Genomic DNA, 23225 nt, shown 5'->3' with positions numbered 1-23225 from the left:
CCGAACCCCTTTTGAAATTCCTTTGAAATTTTTCCCAAAAGTTAAGTGATTTGGGCTGTTCGAGCCACAATGTTAAGCCATTTTAGGACCTTGCCATGACCAAGTGGCCATCTTCTTTAAATTAATGGCAGCGAAAGTAAGCATCGCTTGCATCGACAATTTTTAAGTCCCCTTAAAGTAGTCCAACGCATACCATGCTTTTCTTTTGCATCCGCGAATACACGCTCAATCGTTTCTTTGCGTACGATTTTCTTTTCAAATTTGCGCTTATTCGCATTGGCTTTCACATGTGTGGAATCGACGAATACGTGTTCAGCACTTATTAACTTTCTATCAGCAGCTGTCATTAAGATGCGATAGAAAATCTGTTCAAACAGGTCTGTATCTTTAAATCGTCGTTCAAAATTTTTCCCGAACGTTGAGAAATGGGGTACTTTATCATGGAAACCATAGCCTAAGAACCAACGGTAAGCCATATTTGTTTCAACTTCTTCAATCGTTTTACGCATGGAACGAATACCGAAGGTATATTGAATGAATGTCAGTTTAACTAAAATAACTGGATCAATACTTGGGCGTCCTACCTCTGAATACATATCTATCACCAAATCATAAATGAAAGTGAAGTCAATGGAAGCCTCCATTTTACGAACCAAATGATTCGCCGGCACCAGTTGATCTAAAGTAAGCATTTCAAGTTGATCTCGCTGAATAGAATGATGTTTCGAAAGCATCCTCATCACCTCAAGTTTTAATAGTTCTATTTTAAAACAAAAAAGACTGTAGGCAAAAGGAGTTTCCATCTAAAATTTTAAACATAGTTGATTGGAACGGAAGGTGCGAGACTCCTGCGGGAATAGCGAGTCTAAGGGAGACCCCACAGGCGCAATAGCGCCGAGGAGGCTCCCGGACCGCCCGCGGAAAGCGAGTGCCTGAAGTGGAAATTAACGTCCAAATTTGAACAAGCCAAAAAAAATGTAGACAAACTCGATTTTCATCGAGTTTGTCTACAGTCTGAGCATCTGTTTTCATAAACAGGTGCTTTTTTGAATTTCAGGACTTTTTTATTTTGTACTTAGACTTTTATATCATTAGCTTGGATCTATCTGATCGATTAACAGTATCGGCCTATATGGCCAGTGTTTGTCCTATAAACTTTTTTCGGCTGAATTCTCCTTTTTTTCTTCTTCTTTTAGTTGTAAGGCTACTAGACTGGCAAAGTCATGAATGATGGTGGCTGCCAATAGTGATGTAATTTGTGTTGGATCATACGGCGGGAGGACTTCCACCAGGTCGAACCCAATAAAGTTGAATCCTTGCAGAGAGCGTATCATCTCAAGGGTTTCAAAGCTATTTAGACCGCCGACCTCCAATGTGCCAGTTCCAGGAGCGCAGGATGGATCGACAAAATCAATATCGAATGTCAAGAAACATGGTGTATCCCCAATGGTTTTCTTGACTTCCTTCACGACATCTTCGATTCCTCTCTTCTTCAGCTCCGGCGTAGTTATCACATTGTACCCTAGTTCTGTACTGGAATCTAAATCTCCTGGATGATTGAGCGTACCTCTGATGCCAATCTGGAAAACTTTATCCGTTTGGAGCAAACCTTCCTCATATGCACGGATAAACGGGGAACCATGCCAGTATTTTTCTTCGTAATAAGTATCCCAGGTATCTGTATGTGAATCAAAATGAAGAAGTGCAACAGGACCGTGGATTTTTGCGGCTGCTCTTAAATTAGCCAATGTTACTGAATGATCTCCTCCGATGCCTATTGGAATGATCCCGTTTTTCATCAAGTCTGACATAGCCTTTTCAATTAACTCATAGCTTCGATGTATATTATGGGGAATCACCGAAACATCCCCGATATCAATTGCATTACATTCGTCAAACGGAAATACCTTGTGAATGGGATGATAAGGAAACAACGTCATGGATGCTTGGCGGACTGCCTGTGGAGCAAACCGGGCTCCTACCCTGAATGAAGCAGCTGTATCAAAAGGCATACCTACCACTGCCAATTTGGCATTTTCTCTTGTAGAAGGTAAGCGCATAAATGATCCGGTGGTACAAAACTCTGGTTTAACATCAGGTGATAAAGGATATTTCATTTTTCTATTCCTCCATTTTCTTATAACTATAGTAGTTTTGAAACTCATTAAATGAATTCCTATAGATGATTAATCATGCAATTATCATGCCAAGTCACTGTGAGTGATTTAATGAGGGTTTTTACAAGATAACATGGGCTTTGTGTATGCATAGGCGAATAAGTTATGGGAAATTGAATCGCCGATGAAGAGATGCTGGAAGACTTCATATCTGTGAATCAATCAATTGCGGGTAAGAATACAGGAATTAAGGCGTTTTTCGTTTGTCGAAATAAACCGAAATCATATGGCACAGAAATTGCATAAAGGAATACAGGTAAAACTTTTAAAAAAGAGGGAGGCATGGGGATTATTCTAGTTAAGAAATTGAATTCACTAGTTTGAAAGCGGTTTCAAGGAGGAATGATAGGTGGAAAATGAGGTTACATTGAAAAGATCACTGAAATTATGGCAAATCGTAATGATGGGGTTAGCATATATGACCCCCATGGTTGTATTTGATACATTCGGCATTGTATCTGGGATTACGGGCGGCCATGTGCCGACTGCTTATATCGTTGCATTGGTGGGGATGCTTTTTACAGCTGCCAGCTATGGAAAACTTGTAAAGGTTTTTCCTGCTGCAGGTTCTGCCTACACTTATACGCAAAAGGCGATAAACCCGCATTTAGGATTCCTGGTAGGATGGTCCTCGTTGTTAGACTATTTGTTTTTACCTATGGTCAATGCATTGTTGACCAAAATTTATTTGACAGCATTATTTCCAGGAGTTCCTACATGGATTTGGGTAGTATTGTTCGTAGCAATCGTCACCATTCTCAATCTCAGGAGCGTCAATGTACTTGCTAACTTTAATGCGCTTTTTGTTTTAATTCAGATTGCCATCATGGCAGTGTTCATCATTCTTGTTGTCAAAGGTTTAAATGATGGAGAAGGTACAGGAGAAGTGTTTACATTAATGCCTTTCGTAAATGAAGGGATGGACTTCTCGGCCATAATAACCGGGGCTACGATCCTTTGTTTTTCCTTTTTGGGATTCGATGCGGTAACGACACTATCTGAGGAAACGCCGGATCCGAAAAAAACGATTCCAAAAGCGATATTTTTAACTGCGCTATGGGGTGGAATCATCTTCATTACCGCATCTTTCTTTATTCAGCTCTTTTTTCCGGATATATCCCGTTTTAAGGAACCGGATGCTGCATTACCGGAAATCGCCCTTTATGTAGGCGGGAAGCTATTTCAATCCATTTTTCTTTGTACGACTTTCGTCAATACGCTAGCCTCGGGACTAGCATCACATGCCAGCGTTTCCCGTCTTTTGTATGTTATGGGCCGTGATAAAGTGTTTCCGGAAAAATGGTTTGGATTCATTCATCCCAAGTGGAAAACACCAGCCATTAATGTACTCATAGTTGGAGTCATTTCAATGTCGGCTTTATTCTTTGATTTAGTGACAGCAACGTCACTGATCAACTTTGGTGCATTAATGGCATTTACCTTTGTAAATCTTTCAGTGATCAGCCATTTTATCATTCGGGAAAAGGAGCACCGAACGATAAAGGGGTGTATTAAATACTTAATTATGCCTTTAATTGGAGCTATAGCAATTGGCATTCTATGGATCAACCTTGAGGCAAGTTCCCTAATAATGGGGACAAGTTGGTTCATTATTGGTTTTTGTTATCTATTATATATCACAAAGGCATTCAGGAAGGCACCGCCCCAATACCAAGTTGAAGAAATTCAGCTATAAGACTTTGCAAGGAAAAACGCATCCGATAAGGATGCTTCAGAATGTAGACAAACTCGATGAAAATCGAGTTTGTCTACATTTTTTTTTGGCTTGTACAAATTTGGACGTTGATCGGAACGTAGGCACTCGCTTTCCGCGGGCGGTCCGGGAGCCTCCTCGGCGCAATTGCGCCTGTGGGGTCTCCCTTAGACTCGCTATTCCCGCAGGAGTCTCGCACCTTCCGTTCCAATCAACTATGTTTAAAATTTTAGATGGAAACTCCTTTTGTCTACAAACTGACGCATAAGGATGCGTTTTTTTATATGCAATCCTGAAATGCCTATGAATTAATACATACCAAGCCTCTTAACGAAATGTAGTAAAACACATCCTTAAGCAGGCTATCTTCTTAGACGTAGAATTTCTTCACGTGCTTTTTGATAGTTATCTATGGTTTTTTTATCGATTCGATGAAAAACACTTAAGTAAAGAGCATCAACCATGTTAAGTTGCATGATTCTAGATGCTATACTACCGATTCGTTGATCATGTTCGATGTCAGGAAAACAAAGTTGTATATTTGCTATTTTCAATAAAGGCGACTTTGTATAAGCGGTTATTGCCAATACTGGTACGTTTATCTTTTTCGCATATGAAGCCATCTCCAATATATCTTTTGTTTTTCCGGATGTAGAAAAAATGACCAATGCGTCTTCTGATGTGAAATTGGAAATATAGGAAATCACTGCATGAAAGTCAGTGTTCATTCCTGTAGTAACGCCAAGTTTAGCAAATTTATTACTAGCATCCAATGCAGCCGTAGAGGAGCCCCCAACACCAAAAAATGCAATTTTCTTTGCTTGGCTTAAGCATTCTACTGCTTTTTCAAACTCTTTTTTGTTAAGCGTTTGTACTAAAGAGTCTAAAGCAAATTTATTGCTCATAGTTACTTTTTGGAAAAGTTGATAGGGCGTATCATTTTCACGCAGTAAAGAAAGATCATTAATGTTGGCATTATTTGAACTCATTTCTTTCACCAATGTATGTTGAAAGGTTTTAAAGCTGTCTATACCCATTCTTTTACAAAAACGCACAACACTAGCTTGGGAAACATTTGCGTTGGTTGATATTTCAGAAATCGTGTAAGTTTGCACCAAATCCGCATGGTCCAATATATATTTGGCTACTTGCCGTTCAGCACGAGACAAGGAATCGGCTTTTTCATTTATTTTTTGTAATAAAGTTAAGCTCATGATATGTCTCCTTTATTATATTTTATTAAATGATGTAAATCCCTATTGTTTCATTTATATCATAAATGAAATGTTTTTTGCACATAATGCAAAAAAAAATGCCATAATTGAAATTTTATTTCTTATATTTTTAATAAAACCTTGATTTTTTAATTCTTTTTCAATAAGATATATTTGTGTGAATATTCAAAAAATTACGTAATAAGGAGGAGATAGTTTGAATCGGGCCATTTTACTTGTAAGTCATGGGAATTTAGCTTCGACTATGAAAGACTGTGTAGAGCTTATAGCAGGGAAACAGAAGCAACTCTTTGCATTGAGCATGGATGATCAAGTAACGTTAGATTCATTTGCAAGAGAACTGGAATCGGCAGTCAATCAATTGTTGGATTGGTACAAAGAAATAATCATTCTGGCAGATATTAAAGGGGGTACCCCATGCAATGCAGCTACACTTCAAGTGTTGAAAGATAGCCGGGTACAAGTAATCGCTGGTTTTCATTTAGGTTTAGTTATTGAATCTTGCCTTTCACCTGTAAGTCCCGAAGAGCTTATAGCAAATACCTCTATGAGTATTAGCTATATAAACTCTACAGTTAACCCCATAAAGGAGGAATTGCAATGAGTATCGTTGTTACCCGTATCGATGAACGACTCATACATGGGCAAGTTGCTTATTCATGGAGTGTTGCTTATCAAGTCACAGAATTTATTGTAATTGATGATAGGGTTGCAGCCGACCCTACACAACATTTGTTACTAAGCTTGGCAGTACCTTCGGGGAAAAGACATGCTATCCTTTCTGTCGAAGATGCAGTCAAATATCTGGTTGAGCAGTCTGATCAGGAAAAAACGTTTATTGTAGTAAAAAGTCCTCGAGTCCTTTTATCTCTCATTGAAAAAGGTATCATTCTGCCTTCTATAAATGTAGGCGGCATGTACTATAAAGTAGGAAAACAGGAAATAAGTAAAACAGTCTATTTGGATGAAGAAGATAAAGCTATTTTTCTCAAGATTAGAGATCACGGAATCCCTTGTGAGATCAGAACCTCTCCTAATGATAAATCGATTGATTTATTCACCAAGATTTAAAGGTCGAAAAGATAGTCAGAGTAAAAAGGGGGAGGAAAAGTGGAAATTGAGTTAATATCAGCGATTTTGTTAAGTGGTTTTGTTGCATTTCTCATGACCGAAAATTATGGATATGGATATTGGATGATTAGCCGTCCCATTTTTGCTGGGCCATTGTTGGGACTAATAATGGGAGACCTACAGACTGGATTGATTGTAGGGGCCAGTGTGGAATTGATGTTTATGGGGGTCTTGCCCATTGGAGGTAGTGTTCCTCCTAATGCACAAATTGCTGGTCTGATTGGGACTATTTTCGCGATTAGTGCTGGGGGGAAGCCTGAGGTTGGAATTGCTCTGGCATTACCAATCGGTATTTTAGCACAATTTTTAATCATGCTAGCTTGGAACTTTAATATATATCTAGTGCATCGGGCAGACAATGCTTTACAAGAGCTAAATCTAAAAAGGGCAGAACGGCTTCACCTTTTTGGATTAATCGTTTTTTTTACAGTGATGTTCATTCCAACTTTTTTAGCCGTTTATTTTGGCAGTGAATTTGTAAATAATATCGTAGGCTCAATGCCTTCTTGGTTTATGGAAGGGTTAAAGATTACAGCAGGGATCCTACCTGCAATTGGAATGGCCATGCTCCTGAAAATGATGAACTTCAAGAAGTTTTGGTCATTTTTCCTAATTGGATTTGTTCTGGCAGTCTACTTGGAACTAAATGTACTTTCGATAGCCTTTTTGGGTCTTGGAATCGCGGTCAGCATTACAGCAGTGGGAACGAAAGGAAATGATAGTGGAACTTCCCGTGATTCCTCCCGCAAGAGTACAGCTAAAACGACGATTCTGACAAGGAAAGATTTAATGAAAACATTCTTCCGCACTTTCTTCAGTATGACGTCTATAAATTATGAGCGTTATGGCAGTTTAGGATTCTGCTATGCGATATTGCCGGCACTCAAAAAACTCTATCCAAATAATCAGGATTTAAAAGAATCGGTTGTTCGTCATAATGAATTTTTTAACTGCCATCCGTATACTTCCAATGCCATCATAGGTGTTACTCTTGCACTTGAAGAACAACGGGCACAAGGTAATCCCATCACATCCGACACAATTTCTTCTACGAAAGCCGCATTGATGGGACCGCTCTCTGGAATTGGCGATTCTGTTTTTAAAGCAACTTTTATGACCATTTTTGCTGCTATCGGCGCTGGTTTGGCGTTGGATGGAAATTCACTTGGACCCATTATATTTATTGTGCCAAACGTCTTGCTCAATATTTTTTCTCGTTACTACGGTATTGTCTATGGGTACCAGTTTGGGATAAGCCTCATCCTTAAAATGAAAGACTCTGATGTGCTAAATAAGTTTGTTCAGGGAGCTACCATTGTAGGATTAATGGTAACAGGATCAATGGTAGTGAATTTTGTTAAAGTGGCCGTGGCTGCTAAATGGAACTTTGGTGGAAAAGAAATAAATTTACAAGAACTTCTTGATTCAATTTTACCTGGGCTTTTACCGCTCCTTTTAACACTTGGTTTCTTATGGGCATTACTTAAATATCAAAAAGCTATCTACTGGTTAATCCTCCTTTGCTTTATGGTTGGATTAGCTGGTAAATTCTTGGGGGTTGTTTAGGTGGTAATTATGGATAAAAAAAACGTACTGGAATCTATTAAGAATGGATTGATAGTTTCGTGCCAGGCTAGAAGGGGATGGCCGATGTATGGGGCGGAAATCATGGGCGCATTAAGCAAGGCTGCAGAAAAGGGAGGCGCAGTTGGTATTAGGGCTACCGGGCCAGAAAATATTAAAGCGATTAAAAAGGTAACAAAATTGCCTGTATTAGGTATTCACAAGCAATGGACCGAAGAATGTGAAGTATATATTACTCCTACCTATGAAAGTGCTATAAGCATTATTGAGGCTGGAGCGTCAATCGTAGCATTAGATGGGACTCAACGAAAGCGCCCCCATGGAGAAACGGTAGAAAGAATCATAGGTAAAATCAATAGTGAGCATCCCAATATTTTAGTGATGGCAGATTGTGCGACTTTTGAAGAGGGACTAATCGCAGAAAAATTCGGTGCTGATATAATATCAACCACATTGTGTGGGTATACAGAGGAAACAAAATACGTGAAGGAGGTTGATTATGACCTTATTCGAAAACTCTCTTCTGCCTTAAATATCCCCATCATCGCTGAAGGGCATATTCATACGAAAGATCATGCTAGAAAAGCTATTGAAAGTGGAGCTTTTGCAGTCGTAGTAGGAACGGCCATTACTCGCCCGGAAATTATCACAAAAAGGTTTGTAGATGAGTTAAACCTGTTGGTTGAAAAATAGAAGTTTCAATATATATATATTTTGAGTATTTTTTAAGATTTCAGTTGGTTCCTAGGATTGACTGCCATTGATTAGATTTGTACCATCATTTGGCATCTGCTACAGGTCAACACTTTCTTTTTCAGGATAAACAAAAAAAGAGCACTCAATGAATGTTTATACATTTATCTGGTGCTTTTTTTTTGTATTTAATCATCATTTTTTACATATGCAAATCTGAATTGCTTATGAATTAATACATATGTCCTGATGATTGTATGTGTGATATGGGTGAGGACAGATGGCGGTATGGTGCCATTCATACAATATCCTCAAAGCTGGCATGAAAGTTGCTTAATATGTAATAAGAATAAAAGTGAGGTGCTAAAATGTCAGAGGAAATTAAGGTTATTGAAAAACGTCAATTGGATAATCCACTGCAAGAATTCCAGGATATCTTAAAAGAAGCGATTCATGTTTTGGACTATCCAGAGCAGGTTTTTGATTTTTTGAAAGCGCCAATGCGTTTTCTGGAAGTCTGTATTCCTATTCAAATGGATAATGGCGAGACAAGGATGTTTCAAGGGTATCGTGCTCAACATAATGATGCAGCCGGTCCAACGAAAGGGGGAATCCGGTTTCACCCGGATGTCACTCCTGAAGAAGTTAAGGCATTGGCCGGGTGGATGAGCTTGAAATGCGGAATAACCGATCTTCCATACGGAGGGGCAAAAGGCGGCATTGTGTGTGATCCGAGACAGATGAGTTCATCTGAGCTTGAACGATTAAGCAGAGGGTATGTCAGGGCAGTAAGTCAAATAGTGGGCCCTACAAAAGATATCCCGGCACCAGATATGTATACGAATTCACAAATCATGGCCTGGATGCTGGATGAATATGATCATATCAGGGAATTCGATTCACCGGGCTTCATTACAGGAAAGCCTCTGAGATTAGGAGGATCTAGGGGCAGGGAAAAAGCCACTTCCAAGGGCGTATTATATACACTTCAAATGATTTGTGATTTAAAGGGGATTCCCATTGAAGGCATGCGGGTAATCATCCAGGGATTCGGGAATGTTGGCAGTCATTTAGCATTGTATTTACATGAAATGGGGGCAAAGGTTGTCGGAATAGCGGATGAACTTGGAGGTTTATATGATCCGAATGGATTGGACATTCCTTACCTTTTGGAGAACAGGGACTCTTTTGGGGTCGTTTCGAACTTATACAAAGATTCATTATCCAATCAAGAATTATTGGAAAAAGAGTGTGATGTGCTGATCCCCGCAGCCATTAGCGGAGTGGTGAATAAGGATAATGCAAAACGACTAAAATGTGAAATCCTGATTGAAGCAGCAAATGGGCCGACGACAAAGGAAGCGATCAAGATTCTCGATGATAAAGGTATAGTGCTAGTCCCGGATATTTTGGCGAATTCAGGAGGGGTGATTGTCTCGTATTTTGAATGGTGCCAGAACAATCAAGGGTATTACTGGACGGAAGAGCTTGTAGATGAACGATTGAAGGAAAAGATAACGGCCAGCTTTTTGAATGTCTACCATACTTCACAAAAATATTCCGTGAACATGAAAGTGGCTGCTTATATTGAAGGGATTCGCAAAATAGCAGAAGCATCCCAGCTTCGGGGGTGGATCAGGTTCTGAACGAATTAGGGTTTACAAGAAAGGAGGCAATCCGTTGAATTTTGATATTCTTTCCGAAAATAAAGAAAACCAGGCTATTCATCATTATTGCTTATTGTCACAAGATTATAGATATGATGTAACCATTGTATATTCGGCCCAGTTTTTCGGTAAAGCAATGGTGACTTCCATGCAAAGCGGAAGAATGATCCTGCTTTGTGCCAATGATATTAATTTAGATCAGTACTGGGCTCCGACCCTTGGCATTGAACAAGAAGATATATCTGAGTTCCAAAACTTTCTAAGGTTAGTTTTACAAACCCCATTTCATTTTGAAGAATACTGAAGGAAGGAATGATGTAAATGTACGTTGATGTAATTCTTAGCCCTTGTGATGGCAGGATTGAAAAAATTTCAATATCCAAAAATTCGAGATTTTACGAATGGGAACAATTATTTCAGATTAAGAAGGCAGATGGAAGTGTGGAAATCATTGATATTGGTGTCAGCGGGAAAATAGAAACTTTGGAGGTATTGGAGGGCGAACCAGTGGTGGCCGGCGAAGTCCTCGCCTATTTTAAAGAAGATTTATTTGTGACCGGCAGCGATTAATATAAAACAAAAAGAAGATGATATGATTCATCTTCTTTTTGTTTTATCCGATAATCCTCCACTTCTCTCTTATTATCATGGTCTCCTATACCCCAATTTTGCAGAAACCCGATTCCCAGTTTCCATCACATTCTTAATGAGAAAATCGAGTCTTTCATCTGTCAGGTTAAAACTGACAAAACCAATGCTCACCGCACCGTGAACCTCCCCAAAATGGTTCAATATCGGTACGGCAACAGAACAGGTTCCCTCTGTTCTTTCACTGTGACTTATCCCATGTCCCTTCGTTTTAGTCTCTTGCAATATATCCCAAAAAGCTGCTCTTTCTTTAGTTGGCAGAAGAGCATCTACGATTTTTTTCGTTTGATTATATGGCATATAGGCGAGCATCGCTTTATTGGCAGCCCCGATATGCATAGGTACACGTGAGCCAAGCTGGTCATAAACCCGGATTTGGCTCTTTTCACTGTCGATCCTTTCGATAACGAGTGATTCCATCCCGATTGGTTGGCTTAGATAGACGCTTTCCTCCACTTTGTTCATAAGCCTTTCGAGTTCAGGCCTTATTTGACTAATGTAATCCATTTTGTCATACATGCGTAAACCATATTCGAGCCAAATATTCCCCAAACCATATTGTTTGGATTGCCTGTCCTGTTGAATTAATCCATGCAAGGACATTGCCTTTAACAAACGATGCATGGAGCTGACAGGAAGATCACATTCTTGGGAAAGTTCCGTAATTGACAGCCAGTTTTCCGAAGAATTGGATACCAGCACCTTTATAACGTTCATGGCGCGGTCGATTGATTGCATATAAAAACCACCTATCTTTCCATACAAGTTAAATAAAAAGTTAATTTATTTGAAAATTTAAAACATATTGACATTATACCAAAACTAAATTTATAATAAAAGAAAAATTCCTATTAGCGGAAATGTTTTCCGCTCTGCGGAAAAGGAGGGGGAGGCAGTGACATTTTGTTCGTCCATGTACAAACCATTGGAACGTGTCATTGTAAAACATCCGAAAGAAGCTTTTATTAGTCAAGAGCATTTAAGCCAAACATGGGAGAACTTCAACTTTTTGGAAGAGCCAGATTTCAACGAAGCGCTAACAGAGTATGGTGACTTTATATCCATTTTGGAGAAATATGTCCCAAACATCGATTATTTGCCAGCATCTTCGGTAGTTGGCATTGACTCCTTATATGCGCATGACCCAGTAAAATTCACTAGCCAAGGGGCCATTATTTTAAAGTCGGGGAAAGAATCGAGGCAGCCTGAAGCGACTGTATACAAGGAATACTGTAAGGAAAAGAACATCCCGATCATTGGGTATTTAACGGGTGATGCGGTCGCGGATGGCGGTGATATCGTTTGGCTTGATGATAAGACCTTGGTTGTCGGGCATGGTTATCGTACAAACGCTGAAGCCATTCGGCAATTAAAGGAAATGACCGCACATCTTGTGGATGAATTCATCGTAGTTCAGCTTCCGCATGATCAAGGAGAGGCAGAGTGTCTCCATCTCATGTCTTTCATCAGCATGGTCGACCATGATTTAGCGGTAGTTCATTCCCGCCTTATGCCTGTCTTTTTCAGAAAACTGCTTATTGAACGAGGCATTCAGCTTATCGAAGTGCCGATTGATGAGTACTTGAACTTGGGGTGTAATGTGCTTGCCATAGCTCCGCGGGTTTGCGTGATACCTTCTGGTAACGCTTACACGAAGCAAAAGTTAATTGATGCGGGAGCGACAGTTTATGAGTACAAAGGAACTGAAATCAGTTTCAAGGGCACTGGAGGTCCTACCTGTTTAACCTGCCCGGTGGTGCGTACAAATATTGATGAAGGGGGATTGAAATGAGTCAATTACTATGGGATACTCCAGAAACGCTCCGTGCTTTGTTGTGTGAACTTGTTAGCTGGGAAAGCCGGACTCTTACACCAGGGGAGCGAATGTTCCCTTATAAGGTGCAAGAGAAATTAAGGGAGCTTGATTATTTTAAAAGGAACCCGGCACACTTATCGCTTCATGAGGCAGATTTAGGAAGGAATTTTGTCAATGCCTTTTATAAACATCCCGATAGCAAGGAGACCGTAGTATTAATTAGCCATTTTGATACGGTTCATACTGAAGAATACGGTGACCTTGAGACTCTTGCATTTCAACCAGAGGAGCTCACGGAAAAACTTCATGATAGGAAAGATGATCTGCCGGAAGAAGCGCGCATTGATCTGGAATCAGGAAAGTACTTGTTTGGTAGAGGAACGATGGATATGAAAATGGGGCTTGCCCTTCATATGGCTATCATCGAAAAGGCAAGCATCGAACAATGGCCGATCAATCTCCTGCTGTTAACGGTTCCGGATGAGGAAGTGAATTCTGCGGGAATGAGGGCTGCAGTTAAAGAACTTGTGGCTTTACGGGATAAATATGACCTTTCCTATAAAATGTTTTTTAATAGTGAACCGTCCTTTTCACAGAAACCGGGTGATAATAATCATTATATTTATTCCGGAACTTTGGGGAAAATCATGCCCGCTGCCCTTTTTTATGGGAAAGAAACTCATGTAGGTGAGCCATTAAAGGGCATAACCGCTAACTATATAGCCTCGTTTCTCACGCAGCTCATGGAGTGGAACACTCTTTTTCTGGAAAGTGACCTTGGCGAGGAAACACCTTTACCAGTATCGCTTCAGCAAAAAGATCTAAAACTACAATATTCAACACAGACACCTTATCGGGCAGCCGCGCTTTATAATGTGTTCATTATGAAAAGAACAGCTGCAGAAATAATGGATCTATTCGAGCAGGTTGCGAACGAAGCAGCGATGAAATGCAATGAAGCTTATAAAGAACTTTGTCTGCGTGAACAAATTGAAGGTGTAGGTAAAGTACAAGTATTGCGCTACGAAAAGTTACTTTCATATGCCGAGGGCAAATTTGGCGGGAGTTTTGTTGAGCAAATAAAAAGTGAAGTTAAAGGAAACAAGGATTTGGATGAACGGGAAAAATCAGTGCGGATCACTGAAAAATTGATGATACAATGTCAGGAGCTTTCACCCGCCATTGTATTGCTGTTCGCACCGCCATATTATCCAGCCGTCAATTCGTCCGATGATCCGCTTATCATCGAATCTGTGAAATTAATGAAGGAGACTGCCAGAAAGTTTGATGAAGAAGTCAGCCAAATTCATTATTTTAATGGCCTTTGCGATTTAAGCTATGTTCAATATACTGATGATTCTGACGGCTGGACGGCTTTTGAAAAAAATACACCAGTCTGGGGCGATACTTACAGCATTCCTTTTGCCGATATGCAAAAACTTCAGGCACCCGTACTTAATGTGGGGCCATTCGGCAAGGATGCCCATCAGCGTACTGAGCGCCTTCACATCGATAGCGCCTTTGTCCATACGCCCGTTTTGCTTGAGAAGTTAATAAAGAGTATGTTTAAGTGTTTGGTTGAGAAGTGATGGTCCGACAGGAAAACTGGATTAATAGCATTAAACTTTAACTGGGGGTATTAAGATGAATGACCTTCCTAATGGTCCAATCACTTCCAAGCCGCTTAATCAGAATAATAAGCCACTTAACCAACTAACGGAGTTGCCGGAAAAAGGGGTAAATCCTTTTGTATTAATGTTTATCGTAATTGTGATAGTGACGGTTCTAACCTATATCTTACCAGCAGGCCAATATGAAAGAATTGAAAAGGATGGCCGAAGTGTAGTCGATCCCACTTCTTTTGAATTCGTAGAATCAACACCTGTGGGATTATTGGAAATGTTCAGCAGTATTCATGCAGGGATGATTGAAGGAGCGTCAATTATCTTGTTCGTCTTTTTGTTTGGCGGAGCACTGGGAATCATGCAGGCAACAGGAGCACTGGATTCCTTCATTAAGTTTGTGGCTGTCCGATTCGGAACAAAAGAAAAATTGCTTATTCCGTTGATGGTATTAATCTTCGCATCATTAGGGACACTGATCGGCTCTGCTGAAGATGCATTAGTTTATATCGCCATCATTGTTCCGATGACGATCGCATTAGGCTTTGATGCACTTACTGGTTTTGCGATCGTCATCCTTGGAACATTGGCGACTGGATTCATTTCGGGCATTACGAACCCATTTAATGTTGGAGTTGCCCAAAGCATTGCAGAATTGCCCATGTATTCGGGAATGGGAATGCGAATCGCTCTTCTTGCAGTTTTTTATGTCGTTACAGTATTGTACATCTATTTTCATGCAATGAAGGTTAAAAGGAACCCTGAACTGGGGGAGTATGGGAAATTCAGGCGTGAAGAACATGGACAACTTGATAAAAACTTTAGGATGAGCAAAAGACATAGCGCTGCTTTAATTATTTTATTGGTGAATTTCATCCTATTAGTCTATGGAGTTATTAAATTAGGATGGTATATAAGTGAAATTGGCGGCTTGTTTTTATTAAGCGGGATCATAATGGGCCTAATCGGAGGCTTGACTCCGTCCAAGATGGCTAATGGTTTTATTTCAGGAGCAGGCGATATGGTTTCCGGGGCATTGATAATAGGTGTTGCTCAGACAATCTTGGTCATCATTACAAGTGGCGGATTGCTTGATACCATTTTATATTATGCTGCAGGATTGGTTGAGCAGCTTCCTCCCGCCATAAATGCAATCGGAATGTTCATTGTCCAATTATTCCTTAACTTCATTGTTCCTTCAGGAAGCGGACAAGCAGCATTGACAATGCCGATCATGGCTCCATTAGCGGATTTAATGGGTGTGACAAGACAAACGGCAGTTTTAGCTTTCCAATTAGGGGATGGGATTTCGAATATGATATTTCCGACTTCTGGAGTGCTATTGGCTGGACTGGCAGTGGCCGGCATATCATTTACGAAATGGGTAAAATGGGTATTTCCCTTTCTTTTGATTCAGGTTGCCGTAGCGATTATCTTTTTGATCATTGCTCAAAGCATACAGTATGGCCCTTTTTAAAGATCTAAAAAATCTGAATATTGGCACTAAGTGATCAGGGAGGCATTTATGATGAAGACAATACAGGAGACAGTTGTGGATGAAGTGATTTCATGGAGACGTCATTTTCATGAAAATCCGGAGCTCTCGTATCAGGAACACCAGACTTCCGAATTCATTTATAGGAAATTAAAAACCTTTACAGGATTAGAAGTGACAAGACCTACCGAAACGAGTGTTTTAGCGGTTCTCAAAGGCGCCGCAAAAAAATCACCCCGAAAATCGAATACCATTTCTTTTCGTGCAGATATTGATGCACTCCCGATTGAAGAGGAAGCAGATATTGAATATACATCAAAAAATCCTGGGGTTATGCATGCATGCGGACATGATGCACATGCTGCGATGTTATTAGGTGCTGCAAAAGTCCTCTCCGGGAAAATAGACGAGATTAATGGAGAAATTAGGTTCATTTTCCAACATGCCGAAGAGGTTCTGCCAGGAGGAGCTCAGGAATTGGTGAAAAAAGGGGTCATGGAAGGAGTGGATTATGCATTTGCATTGCATGTTACTCCTTATGAACGAACAGGAACCATATGTTTAAGGGAAGGGGTGTTCTGTGCAGCAGCCGATGATTTTGAGATTAAAATCATAGGGCAGGGCGGTCATGCGTCGACTCCGGAATTAACGGTAGATCCGCTTATCATTGGTGCAGAAATAACGACGAATATTCAACATATCGTTTCCAGAAAAATTTCAGCTCTTAGGACACCTGTCATTTCAGTCACCCAATTCCATTCCGGAAGTGCGCTCAATGTCATACCTGAATATGCAGAAATCAGCGGTACCATTCGTTCCTTGGACGCTGATAGCCGAGTGAAAGCTAGGGAGTATCTAGAGCAAATCGTTAAGGGGATTTCAGAAGCGCATGGGGCAAAATGTGAAGTCACTTGGTATTTAGGGTATCCAGCGGTGGTGAATGATAAAGCTGCCGTTGATATTTCAAGAACGGTAATGGAAGGTATTTTTGAGGAAAATAATATCATCCAAGTTGATGATCCTATGTTTGGGACAGAAGATTTTTCGGCTTTTTCCGAAATCGTTCCCTCTTCCATGCAATTTCTAGGCGTCCATGATAATGAATTTGGAAAAGCTTATCCTTTGCACCATCCTAAATTTAAAGTCGATGAGAAGGCTTTAGGGTATGGAGTAAGATATTTTGTAGGAATAGCGGAAAAATTATGCGGTCATCAAAATAATCGAGAAAGCATGGACTAAGAAGAGACATCCCTTTTAGTTAAGAAAGACTTTCGGTTGTCTCTTCTCTCGCTTTTGTCATAGTTAAGCAACTGCTTGAACAGCAAAAAGGTCAAAAAGGAATTTCCCACATTTTAAAAAATAAGCAACCTATTTAGGAGGAATATATATGTTTAATCACGCGATTGTAAGAAGAATTGGAAAAAGTTTTGTAAATGGCTTAACAACATCGGATTTAGGAAACCCGAATTATGAAAAAGCGCTTGTACAACACGAGGCTTATGTAGAAGCATTAAAACAATGCGGTGTGAAAGTGACCGTTCTCGAATCGGATGAGAGGTATCCTGATTCCACGTTTGTAGAAGATACCGCGGTGTTGACGCCAAAATGTGCCCTTGTAACCAACCCTGGAGCAGAAAGCCGGAATGGTGAGATTGATGAAATGAAAGAAGTTTTAAAGGACTTTTATGACACAATCGAATATATTCAATCTCCAGGTATGTTAGATGGCGGGGATGTAATGCAAGTTGAGGATCACTTCTATGTTGGCCTTTCAACCAGAACGAATGAAGCAGGTGCTCTGCAGTTCAAAGATATCATGGGTAAGTATGGTTATGGCACGACCATCATTCCCCTTAAGAAATTCTTTCATTTAAAAACGGGTGTCAATTATCTGGGAGACAATAATTTATTAGTGGCAGGAGAATTCATTAATCATGAGGCTTTTTCTAGCTTTAATCAAATCATCGTAAAAGAGGAAGAAGAATATTCCGGTAACTGCGTCAGAATGAACGACTGCGTTATTGTCCCGAAAGGGTTTGAGGGTACAAAGAAAAAAATTGAAGAATTGGGATACACCGTGATTGAAGTGGAAATGACTGAATTTCAAAAACAAGATGGCGGCCTTAGTTGTCTCTCATTGAGGTTCTAAGATGGTCTGGGAGAAGGCATAGGCTAATAGATAAGATAAGGACGTGATTATATGGGGTATGGACTGGAGAATAATGATCAGCTGCAACGCTCAATGAAAAGACGCCATTTATTTATGCTTTCACTTGGCGGAGTAATTGGTACAGGCCTTTTTTTAAATGCTGGCTATACGATTAACCAAGCGGGGGCAGGAGGAGCCCTGATCGGTTATCTAGCAGGCGGTCTTATTTTGTATATGGTCATGGTCTGCCTTGGCGAGCTAGCCGTTCATATGCCGGTTACAGGATCATTCCAAAAATATGCTGCCGAATATATTGGGCCTTCCGCTGGTTTCTCTCTAGGATGGATGTATTTCGTAGGCTCAGCAGCAACTGCAGGAGTTGAATTTACGGCAGCAGGAATATTGATGAAACAATGGTTCCCCCATAGTCCTACCTGGATTTGGTGTGCGGTGTTCATAGTGCTTTTATTTACATTGAATGCATTAACGACAAGAGGTTTTGCAGAGGCGGAATATTGGTTCGCTGGTATAAAAATCGTTGCAGTGATTTTGTTTATCTTGATTGGAATCGCTGGTATCTTTGGTTTTGTCTCTTTATCTGATCGTCCAACCCCATTCTTCGAGAATTTGGCACCTTCTGGTCTATTTCCAGCTGGCGGCATTACAATTATCTTTGTGACAATGATGAATGTAATATTTTCTTATCAAGGCTCAGAACTTATAGGAATAGCGGCAGGTGAAAGTGAAAAACCTGAAGAAAACATTCCTAAAGCCATTCGAAACGTACTATTTAGAATCATTGTTTTTTACATTTCATCCATTATCATCCTTTCCGCCATATTCCCTTCTTCGGAATTAGGTTTATTGGAAAGTCCTTTTGTAACTTTGATGAAGATAGCGGGGATTCCTTATGCTGCAGGTATCATGAATTTCATTATATTAACAGCCATTCTTTCAGTGGGGAATTCATGTCTTTATGCATCTACAAGGTTGCTTTGGTCGATGGCCCATGATGGGATGGCACCAAAAGTGTTTGGTCTATTGTCCAAAAGGAAAGTGCCCTTGAATGCCCTTCTTTTTACAATCTGCTTTTCGCTTCTCTCGTTATTGACTAGCTTCATTGCGGCGGATACTGTGTTCGTGATACTAATGTCCATAGCGGGTATCTCCGTCACGATTTCATGGATGGGAATTGCTTTATCGCAATATATGTTTAGAAAGAAATTTATTAAAGCGGGTGGCAAAACGGAAGACTTACAATACATAGTACCGTTTTACCCATTCGTCCCGTTGTTTTGTTTAGGCTTTTGTTCGCTGATTCTAGTATTCCTTGCCTTTGACCCCACTCAAAGAGTTGGACTGTTTTATGGAATAGGATTTTTGGTAGCCTGTATATTATTCTATAAATTTAAATTGGCTAAGAAAGCAGAGTCGAACACGAACTTGGAAAATGAAAAAATATTGTAATAGAGTCCCTATATTGATTGCCCGTTCGTATAAAAGGTTAGCCAGTTATTACTGGTTGACCTTTTTTTAACCTTGTAGCTGCGGTCACTTGAATGATTATTTGGGAGGGGAATACTGACATTTTGACGAAATAGATGGAATATCATATTACGAAAATAGGAAGGAGGAATGGAGATGTCTGATAACAAAGTGACTAATAACATCACAACGAGTATAGGGGGGGATCTCGTCATGTAGCGTACCCTTGACGGGCAGCGGGACCTTGTTTTTTCTGAGCACTGGCTGGATGGTGGGGACCGAGTGGATGGCAAACGGAAAATCGGGCGTTTAATTTTAAGTCTGACGGCGTATGGCATTATTGCATGCGGTGCACAGATGAAAACCAAGGTGAATTTTATAACCAAGAATCTTGGGGGAAAGCTGTTTATCAAGAAATAACCGTACCCGGGAAGGTTGTCTTAACGGACATGTTTGCAGATGAAGAAGGCAATGCAGCCGACGGTATGCCAGTTATACTGGTAACGTTGACGTTTGTTGAACACGAGGGTAAGACAAAACCCATCATGCGTTCTCGATTCGCTTCAGTCGAGGGGCTTCAGCAAGTAATGGGAATGGGTATAGTCCAAGGATGTGCCTTGAAATTTTACCGCCTCGACGATCTGCTGGATAAGCTTCAGGAGCTATGGTAAAAAGGTATGGGTGCTATTTAACAACTCGTGTCATTGCACTTAACATATGCGAATCTTACTTAAGCAGGATCGCTTTTTTCTTATGCAGCTAAGGACAATGAAGCATGTGGAGAGAAGGAAAAGAAAACTATACAATTAAAAATGGGGGAAGTAATGAAAATCAATCACATAAATTTAACTGTTAAGGATGTTACAGCTTCACGTGACTTTTTAGAAACATACTTTGGATTGACATGTGCAGGAAGTAGGGGAGATGGGTTCGCTGCAATGAAAGATGATGATGGTTCCATATTGACTCTGATGAAAGGAAACAATGTACAATACCCCAAAACTTTTCACGTTGGATTCATTCAAGAAAATGAAGAACAAGTTAACAGGATCAATCAGAGGTTGAAGGAGGATGGATTCAAGGTAAAACCTCCACAACACATACACAGATATACTTTCTACGTGGAAGCACCCGGAGGATTTAACGTTGAAGTACTTTGTTAAAAGTATAAGGAGATGAAATGCTGTCTTCTAAAGATGAATTAGGTGGAAAAACTGAAAAAGATGGTAGTGAAAGTGCTAAAAATACTGGATTTACAGAAAATATTTCTGCAATGGAAATGCAAGAATTTGTTCAAAATCAATTGATGGAAAAAATGAAAATACCTACATTCATTGCAATCTAGGGAAGCTCCAAAGTTGGAGCGATGGATGTAGTCATGCTCTAGAAATCCACCATGGATCTCTGAGATACTTGATTTTAAAAAGATCTTCTATGTAGATGTATATATATGGTTTGATAATAACGAAAAAGCTGACTGCAGGAGCCCGTTCAAAACGGCTCCTGTTATCAGCTTTTCTTTTTTACCATGGGCTCCAATTCGATAATGGGACTGCACGCAAAAATCAAACATGTATGTTTAGCTGTTTGCGGAGACGTTGCATTTCTGAATTGAAATAGGCTTTGCTGTAATCACATCCGACAATTGCTACGATATTGCCGTCATCATCAATGATTGGCGCAAAGCTTGTTTTCCACTCTCCGTACCTGTCTTCGTATATGGGAGTAACACCCGCTTTACCATTAAACGCCTGGTAAGCGACATTGACCATTTCCGGGGGACCCATATATTCTTCCCCCGGTTCAATTACAAAGCCTTTGTCTGCAACAAGGTGAATCAGACGTCCATCCTCCGACATGATAAATATAAAGACCCATTCAATTACGCCTTCCTTTTCTTGAATCATGGTAAGTTTTTGTTTTAATTTCTGGGAATAGGAAGTTTGCCGGTTCATATTTTTTTGTAGACTGATAACCTCTTCAGCTGGAATGATAGCTGCGGTTACAACGGCAATGGATCGAAGCCGCTGGTTTATTTGTTCTTCTAAAATGGCCCGTTTATCCACTGGTGAAAAGCTTGCCTCTTCCATTTTATTTCGTAATTTTTTATATTTCCTGCTCATCGTCGGCTGGCTGACTTCCAATACCTTTGCCGCCAGTTTCAATGATTTATATTGTTCCATCGCCATGTTGATGAGTTGTTCTTCCACAAGGTCAACGGCTTCCTGCAAAGGCATTAGGAAATCGATGACAGGTAGTGAAAGAGGTTTGGGCCCTTTAAATGGAAGCACCTCTTTAACCAAAGCAACATCCACTTCCGGCATTCCGCTAGTAATCACAAGTCTTTCAACTGTATTTTCAAGTTCGCGCACGTTACCGGGCCATTGATAGATGCAAAGCAAGTCGATGGCATCCGGGGTGAACGCTACCTTGCGATTGTACAGTGTATTGTACTTTTGTAAAAAAAACTGAACCAGGTGGGGAATCTCATCCACACGATTTCTTAGCGGCGGAAGATGGATAGGCACGACATGAAGACGATAATATAAGTCTTCTCGGAATTCACCTTTTTTTACCATTTTTTCGAGCGATTTATTTGTTGCGGCAATCACTTGAATGTCAACAGGGTGTGAGGTCGTACTTCCAATTGGTGTGACAACTCGTTCCTGAAGGACACGAAGCAGTTTTACCTGTACGTTAAGCGGTAACTCGCCCACTTCATCCAAAAATAAGATACCTTTATGGGCCAGTGTGAATTTTCCCTTGGCGCCTTCTTTCCGTGCGCTGGTAAAAGCCCCTTCTACATAGCCAAACAGTTCGCTTTCAATCAGGTTTTCCGGAATGGCGCCGCAATTGACAGGTATAAATGGTCCGTCGCTTCTATTACCCATATTATGTATGGCCCTGGCGGCTATTTCCTTTCCTACACCGGATTCCCCCAATAAAAGGACGGTTGCGCTGACATCACAGACCATTTGCATTTTATGCAGAACATCAAGCATCGGTTTACTGCGGATCACAAATGGAAAAGTTGGCTTTTTCGATTCCATTAATGGTCCCGATTGCCCCCTTGATGTATCTGGATATGAGTCTTTAATTTCTTTGTAAGCCCAGACCCATGCCCCGGATTCAATTGGGTATGCCGTCATCATCAGCTCATGCCCCTGCCATGAGGACTGCATGATAGATCTTTTCTCATTTTTGCCCATTATCTCTTCTGCCAAGCTTGTTGAAAATAAATCTTGTTCAACATCCTTGATGGAACCACCGACATTAGCGGATTTGATTGTATGGAATAAGGTTTTCCCTGTTCCGATCGATTTCATGATGGTGCCATTTTTATCTGTCACAATAAGCTGATCGTAAATAGACAAGAGTGCAGAGGTGAAGTGATCCATTTATGTCTACCTGCCTTTCATTTAACTTCCTAGTTTCATATTACAGAAATTTCACAATTGTTCAATAGTTTCAAAAATGAATATTCTTCCTATTGAAAACCCTGTTAGCATAGTGCTTTCTGATTGGCATGGTTATTGCAATAAGTAAAGAGAAGGGACTAGAAAGCATGATTGCAAAGGAGGGAGAAGCGATTTTGAATAAAGAGAATCAGTTCCGACAGAATATCAATTCTGAAGATCCCTTTATTAAAAATCTATATTCAGATTTGAATGAGCGGATCAATGCGTATGAGCAGGAAGATGCCGTGAAAATCGAAAAAATGAAATGGAGTGATGCGACAGGTTCTATTTTTTTCATGGTTTTAATCATCGCCTACCTAATCTATTCATTTATCTAAAATGTAGTCTAGA

General features: G+C 40.2%; 23 protein-coding genes. 18 read left to right on the top strand and 5 right to left on the bottom strand.

Going from position 1 to position 23225, the window contains the following annotated elements; translation table 11 throughout:
* Nucleotides 1–116: 116 nt before the first annotated feature.
* Complete coding sequence (locus OTG27_RS04525) at nucleotides 117–734, bottom strand: transposase (RefSeq protein WP_268936343.1); 618 nt, start codon at nucleotides 732–734, stop codon at nucleotides 117–119.
* Between the two features lie 414 nt (nucleotides 735–1148).
* A complete protein-coding gene (gene speB, locus OTG27_RS04520; RefSeq protein ID WP_063575810.1) occupies nucleotides 1149–2117 on the bottom strand; it encodes an agmatinase in 969 nt (322 codons plus the stop codon).
* Between the two features lie 409 nt (nucleotides 2118–2526).
* Between speB and OTG27_RS04515 the strand changes: the two genes are divergently transcribed.
* Nucleotides 2527–3873 carry an APC family permease gene (locus tag OTG27_RS04515; protein ID WP_053535505.1) on the top strand — a complete coding sequence of 449 codons (1347 nt, stop codon included), beginning with the start codon at nucleotides 2527–2529 and terminating at the stop codon, nucleotides 3871–3873.
* A 380-nt stretch (nucleotides 3874–4253) separates the two neighbouring features.
* Here the strand turns inward: OTG27_RS04515 and OTG27_RS04510 are convergent, their stop codons facing one another.
* A complete protein-coding gene (locus OTG27_RS04510; RefSeq protein ID WP_374941238.1) occupies nucleotides 4254–5108 on the bottom strand; it encodes a MurR/RpiR family transcriptional regulator in 855 nt (284 codons plus the stop codon).
* 214 nt (nucleotides 5109–5322) lie between these two features.
* Here OTG27_RS04510 and OTG27_RS04505 point away from each other — a divergent pair, with 214 nt between their 5' ends.
* From OTG27_RS04505 to OTG27_RS04475, 7 genes are all read left to right on the top strand, one after another.
* The gene (locus tag OTG27_RS04505) at nucleotides 5323–5730 is read left to right on the top strand and encodes a PTS sugar transporter subunit IIA (protein WP_268936341.1); all 408 of its coding nucleotides are present in this window, start codon (nucleotides 5323–5325) and stop codon (nucleotides 5728–5730) included.
* Entirely contained in the window at nucleotides 5727–6197 is a 471-nt protein-coding gene (locus OTG27_RS04500) for a PTS sugar transporter subunit IIB (protein WP_268936340.1), read from the top strand. The genes OTG27_RS04505 and OTG27_RS04500 overlap by 4 nt, the downstream gene beginning before the upstream one ends.
* Nucleotides 6198–6236: 39 nt before the next feature.
* Entirely contained in the window at nucleotides 6237–7823 is a 1587-nt protein-coding gene (locus OTG27_RS04495; protein WP_268936339.1) for a PTS system mannose/fructose/sorbose family transporter subunit IID, read from the top strand.
* A 9-nt stretch (nucleotides 7824–7832) separates the two neighbouring features.
* Nucleotides 7833–8534, top strand: coding sequence for an N-acetylmannosamine-6-phosphate 2-epimerase (locus OTG27_RS04490; RefSeq protein ID WP_268936338.1), 702 nt, complete (start codon nucleotides 7833–7835; stop codon nucleotides 8532–8534).
* Nucleotides 8535–8902: 368 nt separating this feature from the next.
* The gene (locus OTG27_RS04485) at nucleotides 8903–10180 is read left to right on the top strand and encodes a Glu/Leu/Phe/Val family dehydrogenase (RefSeq protein WP_268936337.1); all 1278 of its coding nucleotides are present in this window, start codon (nucleotides 8903–8905) and stop codon (nucleotides 10178–10180) included.
* Nucleotides 10181–10214: 34 nt separating this feature from the next.
* Nucleotides 10215–10505 carry an SAV0927 family protein gene (locus OTG27_RS04480; RefSeq protein WP_034307765.1) on the top strand — a complete coding sequence of 97 codons (291 nt, stop codon included), beginning with the start codon at nucleotides 10215–10217 and terminating at the stop codon, nucleotides 10503–10505.
* A gap of 17 nt (nucleotides 10506–10522) precedes the next feature.
* Nucleotides 10523–10771, top strand: a complete 249-nt coding sequence (locus OTG27_RS04475; protein WP_057277871.1) for a biotin/lipoyl attachment domain-containing protein — start codon at nucleotides 10523–10525, stop codon at nucleotides 10769–10771.
* Nucleotides 10772–10846: 75 nt separating this feature from the next.
* On the opposite strand, the gene OTG27_RS04470 is transcribed toward OTG27_RS04475, so the two are convergent.
* Nucleotides 10847–11587, bottom strand: coding sequence for an IclR family transcriptional regulator (locus tag OTG27_RS04470; protein ID WP_268936336.1), 741 nt, complete (start codon nucleotides 11585–11587; stop codon nucleotides 10847–10849).
* A gap of 175 nt (nucleotides 11588–11762) precedes the next feature.
* Between OTG27_RS04470 and OTG27_RS04465 the strand changes: the two genes are divergently transcribed.
* The 9 genes from OTG27_RS04465 to OTG27_RS04425 all read left to right on the top strand — a co-directional run bounded on the left by OTG27_RS04465 (nucleotide 11763) and on the right by OTG27_RS04425 (nucleotide 20761).
* Complete coding sequence (locus OTG27_RS04465; RefSeq protein WP_048687576.1) at nucleotides 11763–12641, top strand: dimethylarginine dimethylaminohydrolase family protein; 879 nt, start codon at nucleotides 11763–11765, stop codon at nucleotides 12639–12641.
* Nucleotides 12638–14254 carry a M20/M25/M40 family metallo-hydrolase gene (locus tag OTG27_RS04460; protein ID WP_268936335.1) on the top strand — a complete coding sequence of 539 codons (1617 nt, stop codon included), beginning with the start codon at nucleotides 12638–12640 and terminating at the stop codon, nucleotides 14252–14254. The genes OTG27_RS04465 and OTG27_RS04460 overlap by 4 nt, the downstream gene beginning before the upstream one ends.
* 166 nt (nucleotides 14255–14420) lie before the next feature.
* A complete protein-coding gene (locus OTG27_RS04455; RefSeq protein WP_268936435.1) occupies nucleotides 14421–15764 on the top strand; it encodes a YfcC family protein in 1344 nt (447 codons plus the stop codon).
* Nucleotides 15765–15815: 51 nt separating this feature from the next.
* Nucleotides 15816–17021 (top strand): amidohydrolase, encoded by a 1206-nt coding sequence (locus tag OTG27_RS04450; protein WP_374941237.1) that lies wholly within the window; start codon nucleotides 15816–15818, stop codon nucleotides 17019–17021.
* 148 nt (nucleotides 17022–17169) lie between these two features.
* Nucleotides 17170–17931 (top strand): dimethylarginine dimethylaminohydrolase family protein, encoded by a 762-nt coding sequence (locus tag OTG27_RS04445; RefSeq protein WP_268936333.1) that lies wholly within the window; start codon nucleotides 17170–17172, stop codon nucleotides 17929–17931.
* Between the two features lie 51 nt (nucleotides 17932–17982).
* Nucleotides 17983–19398, top strand: a complete 1416-nt coding sequence (locus OTG27_RS04440; RefSeq protein WP_034307751.1) for an amino acid permease — start codon at nucleotides 17983–17985, stop codon at nucleotides 19396–19398.
* 278 nt (nucleotides 19399–19676) lie between these two features.
* Nucleotides 19677–20087, top strand: a complete 411-nt coding sequence (locus tag OTG27_RS04435) for an SRPBCC domain-containing protein (protein ID WP_268936434.1) — start codon at nucleotides 19677–19679, stop codon at nucleotides 20085–20087.
* A gap of 153 nt (nucleotides 20088–20240) precedes the next feature.
* Nucleotides 20241–20579, top strand: coding sequence for a VOC family protein (locus tag OTG27_RS04430; RefSeq protein WP_268936332.1), 339 nt, complete (start codon nucleotides 20241–20243; stop codon nucleotides 20577–20579).
* A 17-nt stretch (nucleotides 20580–20596) separates the two neighbouring features.
* Nucleotides 20597–20761, top strand: coding sequence for a hypothetical protein (locus OTG27_RS04425; protein WP_268936331.1), 165 nt, complete (start codon nucleotides 20597–20599; stop codon nucleotides 20759–20761).
* Nucleotides 20762–20981: 220 nt separating this feature from the next.
* Here OTG27_RS04425 and OTG27_RS04420 read toward each other — a convergent pair whose 3' ends face one another.
* Nucleotides 20982–22814 carry a sigma 54-interacting transcriptional regulator gene (locus OTG27_RS04420; RefSeq protein ID WP_268936330.1) on the bottom strand — a complete coding sequence of 611 codons (1833 nt, stop codon included), beginning with the start codon at nucleotides 22812–22814 and terminating at the stop codon, nucleotides 20982–20984.
* Between the two features lie 167 nt (nucleotides 22815–22981).
* On the opposite strand from OTG27_RS04420, the gene OTG27_RS04415 reads away from it, so the two are divergent.
* On the top strand, nucleotides 22982–23212 hold the full coding sequence (locus OTG27_RS04415) for a hypothetical protein (RefSeq protein ID WP_268936329.1): 231 nt from the start codon (nucleotides 22982–22984) through the stop codon (nucleotides 23210–23212).
* Nucleotides 23213–23225 lie beyond the last annotated feature (13 nt).

It is taken from the genome of Peribacillus sp. AS_2, from assembly GCF_026891895.1.
In the GTDB taxonomy this organism is placed as follows: Bacteria; Bacillota; Bacilli; order Bacillales; family DSM-1321; genus Peribacillus; species Peribacillus frigoritolerans.
The sequence above is the reverse complement of the archived record's forward strand: the minus strand, read 5'-3'. Positions and strand labels throughout refer to the sequence as shown.